Raw genomic sequence first — 12,582 nt, forward strand, 5'->3', positions numbered from 1 at the left:
AAAAAAAAAAAAAAATAGATTAAAAGCCTTATGTAGCAAGCCTTTTCACCGACAACGCTACCGACAACGCCACTGACAACGCTGCCCCAACGCCACCAAAAAAAAGCGACCCGCAAACGGATCGCCAAGAAGGACAGAAAAATCTTAATTAATTCAAATTATCGGGTAAATCGGCAAACCTCAGCCCAATTTTACCTATTTCTTTCTCCAAAGCTTTAATTTGCCGCAAAGTAAAAGAAGCTTCTTTCGTGTACCCAGTTTCCCATCGGGCCACTGAGCTTCGGTTGACTCCTAGTCTCTTGGCGAATTCTTCTTGACTTATCCCCAATGCTTGTCTGATCTGCTTCAAGATATTTTCTTTAGAATCTAACTTGACTTTTACTACCAGTTTCATTATACAATAATTGTAGCGAATCGCTACAGGTTAAGTACAGGGAAACTAGGCGACTATTCCCTAGTAAGAAAGCGATCGCCTGTTTCCTTAATTCCCTGTGGATGCCAGTCCGAGGGGGATTAAATCAATTCTAATCGAAGTTAATGAAAGTTAAAGGAGGGTAATAGCTATGGCTTGTTAATGCTTATGGGGTTCGCGATTTTCTCCAAGATGTATGTGTACGGGCGGATTCCCGCCCTCTTTTTCACCATGAAAGGAAAAATTTTAGAATTTAGGATCGGGAATTTTTTGGTATTTGTGGAAAGTTACGCCCATCGATTTCCCGTGTGGGCTGAGCGATCTATTAAGAATAGCTTCCTAGCCTTCGGGCTTGGAGGGGTGTGGGATGCCAGGTATCAAGCTTGGATTTTCCCGAATTCCCCGTCCAGAATTCATTTTTGCTTTTTATCTGGCCATTGGGATGAGCATCTGGAAAATGATCAGAGCCTATGGCAGTTTGGCTATCAATTAAGTTTGGCTAGGGCTAGGATGCGGAAATTTTCCGGATTTAAAGATGAAAAATCCTTATGGCAATTTGGCCATCAGCAAAATTCGGCTAGGGCTAGGATGCGAGATTTTTATGATGAAGATTTCACGCCTGCCATAGAACTATCGGATGATGAATTAAATGCAATAATCCCCTTTTAGTAGAGGTAAAAATGTCTAAAAAATCGAGAATCGACAAACAAATCGAAAAAGAAGAAGAGGAGTACAATTTTCGGCGCGGTCGTGACGCAATACAGGAGCGTCGTCGCTCTTTAGAAAATTTACAGCGCGTCAAAGAGCAACATAAAGCATACGTCGCCCAGTACGGACGAACTTGGTTAAAACAGTCTCACAAACGTTAAAGCAGCAGAAACCCCTCACAGGTTCGGTGGCGAGGGGTTTCATCCGTTTCATTCACTTATATATAATACCATGAACATTTTGCATCCGCAATCTTTTCTCGAAAAACTTCCTGATGATCGGCATTTGAACGAGTGGCTTAATTCTGGCGTATTACCCGAAATAATTGCATCTAATGTGATTACTTGCAGTGGTGATAATGCCTATGAGCGCCTGCTTTATGGGCTTGATAAATCCGAGCGAACTAATTCGGGCCGGCTACGGGAAAAATGGCTTAAGAGATATGATCATCTCGATCACGGTGGCTGGTGGTGTGGTGGGATTGATCTAATCACCCTTGATGATTCCCAATGGGGATGCTTCAAGCCGGATCGCCCGAAGCTTAATCAAGGCAAGGCTTTAAAATACGAGGCTCCCCCCAATTGCCGCGCTGGGATTTTTGCTTTGAAAGTGGAAGGAAAAGCCTTAGAAAAATTCCCCGAATGCCCGAAAAATCAGAAATTTTGGGATTGGGTATTAGAGAATCCCATCCCAATAATCATTACTGAGGGGGCTAAAAAAGCCGGGGCTATTCTTAGTCAGGGGCGCGTAGCGATTGCCCTATCAGGAATTTACAATTTTTCCGATGATGGCCTGCTTAAGCCAGAAATCTACAAGCTAATTCGTCCGGGCCGGGAGTTTATCATCGCTTTTGATCAAGATAAGCGATGGAATGTTAGGAATAATGTCATCGCGGCCTTAAAAAAGCTGGCCGAACAGCTTCAAGATTACGGCGCGACGGTTTCGGTCTTAAATTGGGAATTTGAGCGTGGTAAAGGCATCGATGATTTTATCGCTCTCAATGGCCCGGGAGAATTTTCTGAATTAATCGAAAATCGGCTAGAGATAGCTGAATACTTAGAAAATCATGGGCAGCCTTATCATTGCCAAAAATTGGATCAATTTGCTAAATTTCTCGATACTCAGATTAAAAATCTAGAATACAATCTCCTGACCGAACGGGTAGAGTGGGAAGGTAAGCCGATTGAGTTATCCGGAGAGCTTCAGTTTAGACTACTCCACGAGTACAATGTGATCGCTTCAGAACACATGATAATCAATGGGTTCCTCTATAAGGCTAAACAAAATGCCTATCACCCCGTTCGGCGATACTTGGCTAGTTTGGAAAATACTCCCCAAGTCAGCATCGATGATCTCTCGCGGCGATACTTTGGCACTACTGATCCTTTCTATGATTTATTGGTAAAAAAATGGCTGATCGGAGCCGTGGCGCGAGTTTTCGAGCCGGGCTGTCAGTTTGATAATGCCCTGATTTTGCAAGGGGAGCAATGGGCCGGGAAATCTCAATTTTTTAAGATTCTTGGGGGGAAATGGTTTGACGATTCCTTTGGCTCGAATTTGGAATCGGCAAAGTCCTTGATGACCCTTCACCAGGGCTGGATCCAAGAATGGCCAGAATTCGATAAGATCACTGGAAAGCAAGATTTCAACGCAATCAAAGCTTTTCTGACGAGACAAAGTGACAACTTCGTGAGACAGTACGGCCGAGAATCTATCGAGCATCCCCGGATGTCGGTCATGGCCGGGTCGATCAATCCCTCCGCTTTCCTGAAAGATGCCACTGGAGATCGGAGGTTTTGGGTAATCCCTCTCGCTAAAGGATGGATCGTGCCAACTGAGCAGCTTCGGTCCGAAAGGGATCAGATATGGTCCGCAGCCGTGGCCGCTTATCGGGCCGGAGAGAGCCGCTATTTAAGCCGTGAGGAGTACGAAATTCACAAAAAAGTAAATGAGCAGTTTCGCGATAGTGATATTTGGCTATCTACCATTGAAAATTGGCTTATGGATCGAGAAATTCAGCGATTTTCAATCGAGCGAATATTGCTTGAGTGCTTGGGCTTTACTCTTGATAAGATAGATACTAAGAGCCGCAATCGGGTGCGGGATTGCTTGATTTCTCTGGGATGCACACCATTGGGGAGCCGTCGGGAATCAGAATACGATGGTAAGGCTCGTCGGGTATGGCAATCACCCGAAAAATTTCCCTCTCAAGTAATAGATGAGCCTGACAACGGTGACAACGGTGACAACGGTAGCGACAACGGTAGCGTTGTAGTCCAGAACCCAGTCCCAGAGCGCGTTACAACGGTGACAACGCTTGACAACGGCAAAAAAGCAAACTTTTTTCAATCTCAAAACAACGGCAAAATTCCTAATCCTGATCCTGTAGAGGAATCCTACGAGTCTGGCCTCATTTGCGAGATTGGATCGATCTTTGATCGCTTGAGGTGGGACAAAGGAAAAAGAGAAGATTTTTTAATTACCCGATATGGGGGGAGGGATTTAGAGGGATTATCTCGATCTGATTTGATTGATGCTGCAGATTTATTGATTAAAATAGAGGAAAAATTAAATGAGGAAAAAATCTCTTGATGATGTATTTAAGCTAATGGGAACTGAACAGCCCGTAGAAGTGATTCCCAATTCTCGTAATAATACGATTGATTGGAAAACGACAAAGCAAGTCGCTGACAGTCTAGGCGTATCAAAATACAAAGTGCTAGAATGGATTCGGTCCGAAGCATTTCAAGTCGGTATACATTATCGAAATATTTCTTTCAATAAAAACCGACCGACTTATCGATTCGATCTAGAAAAAATTAATCAATTATTTGAGGCTTAATATGGGTGTACCACTGAGTTTTTTAGGATCTAATACTCAATCTGGCTTAGGGAGTGCGATTACACTATCTCCCACCAAGCGATATTTAGTAGTCGATTGGGAAGATGTGGATCAGGCTATTAATTCGCAGGCCGCAACTCCTGATAATTTAGAAGATTGGATAGCGGCGATCAATTATGCGCTGGCCGATAAATCTCTGGAAGATACTAATCCTCAGACAGGTGCGAAAATTACAGCAGGCCGCCGCTTTGTGGTTCAAGTAAATGGGAAAGGATTAGATAATGGCATTTTTGAATCAGGCGTGGATTTAATAGCTTATCAAATCACCACCACTATCTATGCTCCCGATCCTTCCCCCGCACGCCCTCCCGCAATTAATCTCTAATGCCGTATGCTCCCCCGCTAGTTAAGCCGCTTCTCCCCCCTTTACGTCCCCCGGCACCCCTTCCCTATCGTCCGCCAGGGCCAAATCGGCTGCCCCCGACTCAACCCGCGCCCATCTATCAGCCGCCTGATTTGTTGCCGCCTACAGGATTGGATTTAAAAGGAATAGTTTGTATTTATTCTAATGCACCCGTTTGGGAGCTAAAAAAAATTCGATACAGGTATCCGGGGGAAGCTTGGCAAGAAATATCGGGGGAAAGATACTCTTTAAATACAATTTATGGCGATTATAATCAGGAAGGTGTTGTATGGGTTAAAATCATAATAAAAAGATGTTTTTTTAATAGAAAACTAATTATTGGTGATGCAGAATTAGGTGATGTTTATGGTCCTTATACTGTTGTCGGTAAAATTTTAGGTGCAGATATAAAACAAACTCAGGGAGGCGATTTCACTATTGTTAGTGTTAACCAAGAAGTCGCGCCAAATGCTTTTTTCGATAGAGTTGTATGGAGTGGTACTAACAAATTAAGTCAAAATCCTTGTTACACTGAGGATCGTTTTTCGCCTGTAGCTGATAATATTAGCAAATCGACAAGCATCGCTGAAATAGTTCAATATGTAGGAGAAACTCAATGTGAATTTAAAATTTTTGATATTTTTAATCAAGAAATTCTATCAATCACTAGAGATGTTTGCCCGGAGGTGATCGTAGTACCCGAAAGGTGCTACTTTCGGCCTGAAAATGAAAGATTAGTGGGTAGATGGATCGTAGGTTTTTTGGATCCTCCTTTGCGAATTGAATACGAAGGGCATTGTGCAAGTGTGTGGAGAGATTATAATGTTTTCTCTCTGTTGATTTTTAAAGAATGCTCGGATAATCCCAATTGTCCGCCGCCTCGGATTCGCTTTGATAAAAAATGCGAAGAAAACTGTGAACAATGCCCCCCGGGAACTACCGTTAGAGTATTGTTGGGAAATCGGATCGCTTGTGTAGATGCTTTTGGCTGTGTCAAAAAAATGATCAAATATAAACCGGGGTGTAATTCTTATGATTGTATTTGCGGCTAATTTTATTCCTTTAGAAATTTATATTTTATATGTGATAAATTATGGCTAATTGTGTTTTTAAGGGTCCCAAAGGAGATCCGGGTCAGCCCGGAAGGGATGGAAGAAACGGAATAGACGGGAAAAACGGGAAAGATGGAAAAAACGGGATAGACGGGAAAAACGGAAAGGATGGAAAAAACGGGATAGACGGGAAAAACGGGAAGGATGGAAAAAACGGAATAGACGGGAAAAACGGAATAGACGGGAAAAACGGGAAGGATGGAAAAAACGGGATAGACGGGAAAAACGGGAAGGATGGAAAACAAGGCCGCGACGGGAACCCCGGCCGCGACGGCCTTCGCGGGGAGCGCGGTTTGAAAGGCGAAAAAGGAGCAAAAGGAGAAAAAGGAGAAAAAGGAGATACTGCTGATCCTAAACCGATTAGCTGCGGATTATCCTTGATTTTTAATCCTATTTCCTGCGTTCTCACGGCTAGTTTAAGAGTCGATAAATGTTCCATTACTACCAGTGTATCCATGCTTTGCGATATTCAAAGAATAATCAATGAGATTCAAAATTCAAGCCGTGCGATTAGCTTGCAAATAAGCAAAAATCACACTCAAGATATTAGCAAATCTCAAGAGATTCTTAATGAGATATTAAATCTTGATTTTGAATGTGACAATGGGTTAAATGTTACTTTGCCTCTTTTAAAACAAATTGACGTAAATGTTAACAATAATCTCAATTTAACTAATCAAATTAATCCAAAAATCGATATACTCGGTAACAATGTTATAGACATTAAATCGACTGTTAATGACATTGACGTAAATGTTATAGACATTAAATCGACTGTTAATGACATTGACGTAAATGTTATAGACATTAAATCGACTGTTAATGACATTGACGTAAATGTTGATTTAATTGTAAATCTCAGTGAAATCATTAATAACAACATTTTAGAAATTAAAACTTGCTGTGAAAATATTAGAAATAGAATAGGAGGAGGAGGAAGCGGAAGCGGTGAAATTCAAGCTGAATTAATCGAAATAATCTGTATTGATTGTACAGAAGTGGATCGCCGCGCACGAGAAGGGAACCCAATTCCCGACGACGAACGGCCTCCCGAATGTCCTCTCGACGTTACGGATGAAGAAAGGGCGAAAGGCTACAGAGAAAATATAATTACAGTTGTAAATTTAATCGATGCTTCGGTAATAATTAATAATCAGTTGGCAATTTTGCAGAAAAAAACTTGTAAAATAACTGAATTAACTGAAATAACCTGTATTGATTGTACAGAAGTAGATCGCCGCGCACGAGAAGGGAACCCAATTCCTGACGACGAACGGCCTCCCGAATGTCCTGTTGACGTTACAGATGAAGAAAGGGCGAAAGGCTACAGAGAAAATATAGTTTTTGTTGATCTTCTATCAACAGCTATAGGAACAATTAGCCGTCAAGTCGCATCTCTTAAACAAGAAATCGTATGCAAAATAAATGCAGATGATTGTATGGTATTGCTTCCCGATCCGGCGCTGCCGCTGACGACGCGGGGGCATTATTTGTTATTTTCTTGGGTGTTAGAAGAAAATCCAAAAGTTTCAGTTTATCAAACTACAAGCCAATTGAGAAATCCTATAGATGCCTTGAGAGTGATTTCTTCTGGTGTAAATTATTGGTCTGAATACTTTGAGCCAATATATAAAATAATCGGCAAACAATACGGAACGTATTATTCAGAAGAAAATAGCAGAGAACCTTTAGTTAAAGGCTGGTTTTTAGATGTTGACGAAGCGAATAGATTTTTTGGCCAAATGCTAACTTTGACTAAAGATACCCCTAGAGAAACTGACAATCCTAGATTTCCTTTAGTTACTAGTAGCACAGTTCCTATTGTTCACACGGGGGAAAAAATAATTCTTAGAAAAGTTTGTTATGGCTATTATAATGAAGGCGAATTTCTCGCTGTTCACTCGTGGAGAAAGTCCAGATGAGGACAGTTAAAAACCGACGGAGGCATGGATTTCATTCACACGGGGGGAAGTACGCTCATCCTTTTGGGACAAAGAAAAAAGCCATATTCAGCCACAGGACGTATCAACACGATATCACTAATGCCAACGGCGTAACTCAATGGACACCTGTTAAGGTGTATTGTGCCACAAAATTTGTATCTTACGATCAGGTTTTGTACTTTGCCCGCAGAAAATGGATAGCGGTGTCGTCCTATAAAAATAGGATTTATGTTTGTGAATTATGCCCAGATCAGATAAATTATCACTTGCAATTCGGTTGTGTGTAGTGCCATGATATATGCTCACTCTAGGCTAGTGTTTGCCCTCTCGTGAAAAAGCTACTAAACTAAAAGTATCGAGAGATGAGCAAGCATGATCTTTATTCAGGGCAATTCCAGCCAATCCTACAACCCCAACTCGGTGCTAATCCCCCTAATCTCCTTAAAAGATTACGGATTAAAAGAGTCCGACTGGGAAGATACTCCAAAAAATAGGCAAAAAGCTATTTTAGCTTTATTAAAGCTAATTTGCGCTACTCCTTTTGTAAAAGTTTTGGGATTGGAGAAACCTGCGAAACCTTCTCAGACCACTCCTTACCCCAATATTATCAACACCACCTATGCACTGACCCACATTTTACAAGGGGATTTGTTAAAGAATACCCTATCGGATTTTGCGCTTTCCCCTAATGGAATAGGAGGCTTGAGATTAGACGAAATATTCGGAAAAGCAGGGAAAAATAATAATTTGATTATTCCTTTTGAGGATATTTATCCAGAAGGCTATCAAATTAGCGAAGATAATCGCTCTTTTTTCAGTGCCTTTTTTCGATATTTGATTTATAGCAAAGACATTGCTATTCGATCCGCTTCTATTCCTTCGGCAATAATTAAAAAATCAGCAAGCACGCCAAAAATAGATGCTTTACCAGATCGAAAAGTAGCAATTGAAATTACTTATTCTATTACTTTTCAACAAAGCATCACGCAATCGGACAATCTTGATTTAAATTTTGTAACACAATAAGGAGAATTGATTTATGGCTCTTGTAAATTCAAGTCGGATGATCGGTACTTATACCGATGACTTTGGCAATGAATATCCAAATTTAAATGTTAAGTTTGGAGATGATGTCCCGACCGCGGTCATTCAGCAGTTTTATGCTACCAGAACCGATGAAGTAAATTGCGGTGCTGTCGGCTTATTCACCCCTCGCGCTTTGATTGCCACTTTTACTAATGGCAATATTCATCGATTCCCTTTGGCTTCTCGCGAAACTGCCGATATCGAAGAAGCAGTATTGTTTTTAAAATCAAATAATGCGGCTTGTATTGATCTAGAAGGGGAAAGTTGGAATTTAGTTCCTCAAACTTTTTTTACCGGAGCGACCTTCCGAACTTCGCCTTTTACTGATATTCCTTCGGCCAAAGTACAAGAATCAGTATCTTTTGATTATACTCCCGATATTCAAGCGTCTGGACAATTACGATTAAGTACGCGAATTGAAACAGCACCCACCGCTTTAAATGCTTGCCAAAAATCGGCCTTAAGTGATGCAGCTGTTGAAGGAGGAGGAATTTGCAGTGGACGTGCGCTTGGAATTTCTCCACGAAAGTATATTATTCAAGCAGTGGCTCGAAAATCAGGCGAAAACGCCGCTTCAAAGCCTCGAAGAGTAAATAGAAATGCGATCGTTTCGGACAAATCGGCAGCTACGATTAAATCTCAAATTGATGGGATCGCACCTTGTGCTTATTGCGTGGGTTATCGAGGGGAAAGCGTTAAAAATGTGCATTTACTTTTCAACGAACCTTAATGATTTATCGGGGTGTTTATCAAAGTGATTTAGGCTTAAGCTTGCCTTCTATTAGATTGGAAGTTTACAGCGTGATCAATGGAATTCGATCAGTGACAAACGATAATTTTGATGCTGATTATTTGCCTCAAGTTTATAAATCTCATGTTGAAATTGTGCCACCGCGATTTAATTTGTGCGATTTTCCTTTAGGTAGAGTCAGATATGCAAAATTATTTTTTAACTCTACTGACTATCTTCGCGCTGATCTACCTTTTAACCCTGGGAGTAACAATTATGAGCAATTTTTTACGGATGTTTTTGCTAATTCTTTAATCTTTTCCGTAGGATTAGAGGGTGAATTAATATCTGATGACTTTTATCTTAGGAGATTTGTAGCGTGAGAGCTAGTTTAATTAAAGGAGTAATTAAATTTTCGTTGATCGTTCTTGACGAAAATAAATTAAATGATGTTGAAGAAACGTTGGCGAGTATTTCTTCGGAAGAAATTTTAGATTTTTTACCTACAGGAATAATCGTTAAAGATTTTGAACTAAATCAAGAGAGCCGCGAAGTATCTGTAAATGTCAGCGAAGCCACCAGCTAGTTATCGTAAAATAAAGCGAATTGCTTTACTTTACGATATGGATTTAAGCAATAAACAAACTTTAATTCGAGTCGATTTAATTATTCAAAGTGCCGATTCAATTATTACTCCCGTAGTTTCTCTTTACGAGGCTAGATTTACTCAAGATAATCCAAATGCCTTAGCCGCCAGAGGTTTTGATCCACGACAATTATTAGCTTGTTTTGAGAGCCAAGAAAAAACAACAAACAGAACTATTTTTAACCCGTACCGCCCAACAAATTTAAATCACAATGGATTAACCAAAGAATTGTATAATTTATCAGAAATCAAAACTTTAAAGTACACAGGAGAAAGCCATGAGCGAAATTACCAGCGATTTAATTGATTTTTTAATTAATTCAATTAAAGAAAAAAAGCCTTCGTACACTGATGAACAATGCTTAAAGATCGCTTTAGAAATAATTAAAGCTAATTTTCCTATTTGTGCATCAAAATATGTCAAAGGAGAGCCGTGGAAACTATAGTAATTTTTGATGGAAATGTACCCAGTAATCAAGTCATTAAATCCAATTCTTTTAAAAGAGGGCAATCTTTAATTTTTGATTCGCCGGGATTGCCTAGCGATGAATCTATAGAATTTGGATTATCTATAGTTGGTTCATTTCCTCTAATAGGATCATTGAATCAAGAAAAAGTCTTGCCACTGACTTTTTTAGATGGCAAATTTAATTTATTGGGAGACACTTCTTTAACTACTTATATCCCTCGCGAAATTTCCGAAACAGAGATTGATTGTTCGTGCTACATTCATAGTACGATTTCTTTTAATCTTAGAATTTATGTAATAAAAACCGAAATCACGCAAGAAAAAATCTATAATACTATTAAGGATTTTCAATTAACAGAATCAATATCGAATACAGCACAAATTATTAATGAAATCAATCAAAATGCAGCTATCGCTTTATTAGGAGCTTCTCTCGCTCCCTTGACTCTAGGAGCTTCTCTCGCTGTTGAGGCTCCCTTGCTAACCGGAACTTCTGCTCTCACTCCCTTGTTATTAGGAGGTATATAATGGCTTTTGAACTTTCAACCATTCCCGCCGGCCAAGTTATTTTGCGCGGTTTTGAAGAAAATGGATTGCACAAGCACGCGCAAGGAATTGAAACTTTTCACCAATTAGCTAATCCAAATAATTTACTGGCCAATCAAGAAATAACCTGGGAAATACCTGTAAATTTTCAACTGAGGTCTATTTGGATAAAACTTATTGAAATTCCTAGCGAATTAGCTAAAAGTACAATTTTAATTAATTTGTTAGGCTTAAATAATAATTTTGTCGAAGTGATTGCATTTAATTTGAAAGCAAAGCAATTAGATAATCAAAGTCTTTGGGTAGGATGGGAACCGCCATTAACAATTTTCCCAAAAGAATCAATCCTAAAAGCAAAAACCACAGTCGCTGTCGAAAGCATTTTTTTAATGGGTAAAGAATGTTATTTTAATTCAGTTATTCGTGGTTCTATAATTCAATAACAAACCGAGGAAAGACTATGCTTAATTTTGATTATTATGATCAACCCGGAACCGCTTCTAGTGCTGGTGTTTTTATTCCTCGCGATAATATTGCAGGATTAGTTGAAAATGAGGAATTAAATATTTATCAACCCGACATTATTAGAGATTGTAAATTTTTATCAGGATTTTTAACTACTTTAGAATCAAGTGTCTCTTTTAATACGGCATTAGGATTAAGTATTGAAAAAAGCAACCCAATAGGAGGAGCAGGAGGGGTTTTTAACCAAATTTTTTCGATTAATATTGCGGAAAGTGTAGATTACAGTACGAGAATCTTTTATTCTATACCAACTCCTATCATCGGAGCCAATGTCGGGCTAGGTGCGCTTAAAATTATTGATGTTTTTCCCAATGCTGCATCGGTATCAAATCAAGGAGCAATTTCAACAGCAGGAATTTTAATTCCGCATAGTGAACTTACTTTCTATGGCACAAATTCTCAGAATCCTAATAGCGATTCGCGCCAATGGTTTGCGGCTGTGATTAGATATTTATTCGATAAAATCACAATTCGCGAAAATACCACGAACGAGCCTTTTTCTGCTTTAATTGGAAAAACACTTGGTAATTTTAATCGATTTTCTTTGCCTACCAATGCTTTAGATTCTAGCAACCCTACTACTGGGCTTAATCCAGCAAAAGTAATAGATACTTATAGTAGAATTATTGAATTCAATATTCAGTATTTGTTAAATGAAAAGAATCAAAGCTTTGAAACTAGAAATTATATTAAATCACCCATTAATATTTCTATTGAATTTTTAAATATTCCCACAAGCTCTACGAGTCCAATTGAGTCTATTGATGTTAGGTTTTCAGAAGCCATCAATGTTGCGACTTTCAATTTTATCGATATTTTTTTGACTCGTGATAGTGGAAATAATTTGATAGGTAGCGGTATTACTATTGAATATATTAGCGGCACTACTTATAGAATTAACGGATTAGGAAGTTTAACTTCAATACCCGGAACGTATCGATTAACAATAAATACTAACGGGATTCAAAATTTAGCAGGCAATTACGGAACTACAATAGCACAAACAACTTTTTTAATCAATTCTATTATTACTCTTGTTGATAATTTGCCTCCAATAACTACAACTCTGAGTGCAGGAGGCGCAGTACGAACTGACTCATGGCTACGTTCAAGTTTTACAACTGGCGCTTGCAGTAGTTATACTCTTAACTCGGTCACTC

15 protein-coding genes and 1 pseudogene are annotated in these 12,582 nt (G+C 39.3%); 15 read left to right on the plus strand and 1 reads right to left on the minus strand.

Annotation, left to right across the window (positions count from 1 at the left end; genetic code table 11):
* Positions 1-148: 148 nt before the first annotated feature.
* A complete protein-coding gene (locus tag IM485_RS02125) occupies positions 149-394 on the minus strand; it encodes a helix-turn-helix domain-containing protein (RefSeq protein ID WP_287740926.1) in 246 nt (81 codons plus the stop codon).
* Between the two features lie 249 nt (positions 395-643).
* On the opposite strand from IM485_RS02125, the gene IM485_RS02130 reads away from it, so the two are divergent.
* The 15 genes and pseudogenes from IM485_RS02130 to IM485_RS02200 form a co-directional block, all read left to right on the plus strand.
* The gene (locus tag IM485_RS02130; RefSeq protein WP_287710411.1) at positions 644-1,081 is read left to right on the plus strand and encodes a hypothetical protein; all 438 of its coding nucleotides are present in this window, start codon (positions 644-646) and stop codon (positions 1,079-1,081) included.
* An 11-nt stretch (positions 1,082-1,092) separates the two neighbouring features.
* Positions 1,093-1,281, plus strand: coding sequence for a hypothetical protein (locus IM485_RS02135; RefSeq protein ID WP_287710410.1), 189 nt, complete (start codon positions 1,093-1,095; stop codon positions 1,279-1,281).
* A gap of 70 nt (positions 1,282-1,351) precedes the next feature.
* Entirely contained in the window at positions 1,352-3,712 is a 2,361-nt protein-coding gene (locus IM485_RS02140; protein WP_287740929.1) for a VapE domain-containing protein, read from the plus strand.
* Positions 3,693-3,962, plus strand: coding sequence for a helix-turn-helix domain-containing protein (locus IM485_RS02145; protein ID WP_287740932.1), 270 nt, complete (start codon positions 3,693-3,695; stop codon positions 3,960-3,962). Before IM485_RS02140 ends, IM485_RS02145 begins: the two co-directional genes overlap by 20 nt.
* A gap of 1 nt (position 3,963) precedes the next feature.
* Positions 3,964-4,347, plus strand: a complete 384-nt coding sequence (locus tag IM485_RS02150; RefSeq protein ID WP_287740935.1) for a hypothetical protein — start codon at positions 3,964-3,966, stop codon at positions 4,345-4,347.
* A 131-nt stretch (positions 4,348-4,478) separates the two neighbouring features.
* A complete protein-coding gene (locus tag IM485_RS02155) occupies positions 4,479-5,417 on the plus strand; it encodes a hypothetical protein (RefSeq protein WP_287740938.1) in 939 nt (312 codons plus the stop codon).
* A gap of 41 nt (positions 5,418-5,458) precedes the next feature.
* Positions 5,459-7,399, plus strand: coding sequence for a collagen-like domain-containing protein (locus IM485_RS02160; protein WP_287740941.1), 1,941 nt, complete (start codon positions 5,459-5,461; stop codon positions 7,397-7,399).
* 393 nt (positions 7,400-7,792) lie between these two features.
* Positions 7,793-8,446, plus strand: a complete 654-nt coding sequence (locus IM485_RS02165; RefSeq protein WP_287740944.1) for a hypothetical protein — start codon at positions 7,793-7,795, stop codon at positions 8,444-8,446.
* A 13-nt stretch (positions 8,447-8,459) separates the two neighbouring features.
* On the plus strand, positions 8,460-9,236 hold the full coding sequence (locus tag IM485_RS02170; protein WP_287740947.1) for a hypothetical protein: 777 nt from the start codon (positions 8,460-8,462) through the stop codon (positions 9,234-9,236).
* Positions 9,236-9,619, plus strand: coding sequence for a hypothetical protein (locus tag IM485_RS02175; protein ID WP_287740950.1), 384 nt, complete (start codon positions 9,236-9,238; stop codon positions 9,617-9,619). The genes IM485_RS02170 and IM485_RS02175 overlap by 1 nt, the downstream gene beginning before the upstream one ends.
* Positions 9,616-9,822 carry a hypothetical protein gene (locus tag IM485_RS02180; protein ID WP_287740952.1) on the plus strand — a complete coding sequence of 69 codons (207 nt, stop codon included), beginning with the start codon at positions 9,616-9,618 and terminating at the stop codon, positions 9,820-9,822. Before IM485_RS02175 ends, IM485_RS02180 begins: the two co-directional genes overlap by 4 nt.
* Positions 9,800-10,189, plus strand: a complete 390-nt coding sequence (locus tag IM485_RS02185) for a hypothetical protein (protein WP_287740954.1) — start codon at positions 9,800-9,802, stop codon at positions 10,187-10,189. Before IM485_RS02180 ends, IM485_RS02185 begins: the two co-directional genes overlap by 23 nt.
* Positions 10,190-10,315: 126 nt before the next feature.
* Positions 10,316-10,879, plus strand: coding sequence for a hypothetical protein (locus IM485_RS02190; protein WP_287740956.1), 564 nt, complete (start codon positions 10,316-10,318; stop codon positions 10,877-10,879).
* On the plus strand, positions 10,879-11,340 hold the full coding sequence (locus IM485_RS02195) for a hypothetical protein (protein WP_287740957.1): 462 nt from the start codon (positions 10,879-10,881) through the stop codon (positions 11,338-11,340). Before IM485_RS02190 ends, IM485_RS02195 begins: the two co-directional genes overlap by 1 nt.
* 17 nt (positions 11,341-11,357) lie before the next feature.
* A pseudogene (locus IM485_RS02200) lies at positions 11,358-12,582 on the plus strand (hypothetical protein); the annotation flags it as partial.

The organism is Microcystis sp. M169S2 (assembly GCF_020245865.1).
Taxonomy (GTDB): Bacteria; Cyanobacteriota; Cyanobacteriia; order Cyanobacteriales; family Microcystaceae; genus Microcystis; species Microcystis ichthyoblabe_A.

Coding starts and splice junctions, on each gene's coding strand:
- IM485_RS02130 (WP_287710411.1), top strand. CDS start 644: ATGAAAGGAAAAATTTTAGAATTTAGGATCGGGAATTTTTTGGTATTT.
- IM485_RS02135 (WP_287710410.1), top strand. CDS start 1,093: ATGTCTAAAAAATCGAGAATCGACAAACAAATCGAAAAAGAAGAAGAG.
- IM485_RS02125 (WP_287740926.1), bottom strand. CDS start 394: ATGAAACTGGTAGTAAAAGTCAAGTTAGATTCTAAAGAAAATATCTTG.
- IM485_RS02185 (WP_287740954.1), top strand. CDS start 9,800: ATGTCAGCGAAGCCACCAGCTAGTTATCGTAAAATAAAGCGAATTGCT.
- IM485_RS02160 (WP_287740941.1), top strand. CDS start 5,459: ATGGCTAATTGTGTTTTTAAGGGTCCCAAAGGAGATCCGGGTCAGCCC.
- IM485_RS02165 (WP_287740944.1), top strand. CDS start 7,793: ATGATCTTTATTCAGGGCAATTCCAGCCAATCCTACAACCCCAACTCG.
- IM485_RS02150 (WP_287740935.1), top strand. CDS start 3,964: ATGGGTGTACCACTGAGTTTTTTAGGATCTAATACTCAATCTGGCTTA.
- IM485_RS02175 (WP_287740950.1), top strand. CDS start 9,236: ATGATTTATCGGGGTGTTTATCAAAGTGATTTAGGCTTAAGCTTGCCT.
- IM485_RS02195 (WP_287740957.1), top strand. CDS start 10,879: ATGGCTTTTGAACTTTCAACCATTCCCGCCGGCCAAGTTATTTTGCGC.
- IM485_RS02145 (WP_287740932.1), top strand. CDS start 3,693: ATGAGGAAAAAATCTCTTGATGATGTATTTAAGCTAATGGGAACTGAA.
- IM485_RS02170 (WP_287740947.1), top strand. CDS start 8,460: ATGGCTCTTGTAAATTCAAGTCGGATGATCGGTACTTATACCGATGAC.
- IM485_RS02140 (WP_287740929.1), top strand. CDS start 1,352: ATGAACATTTTGCATCCGCAATCTTTTCTCGAAAAACTTCCTGATGAT.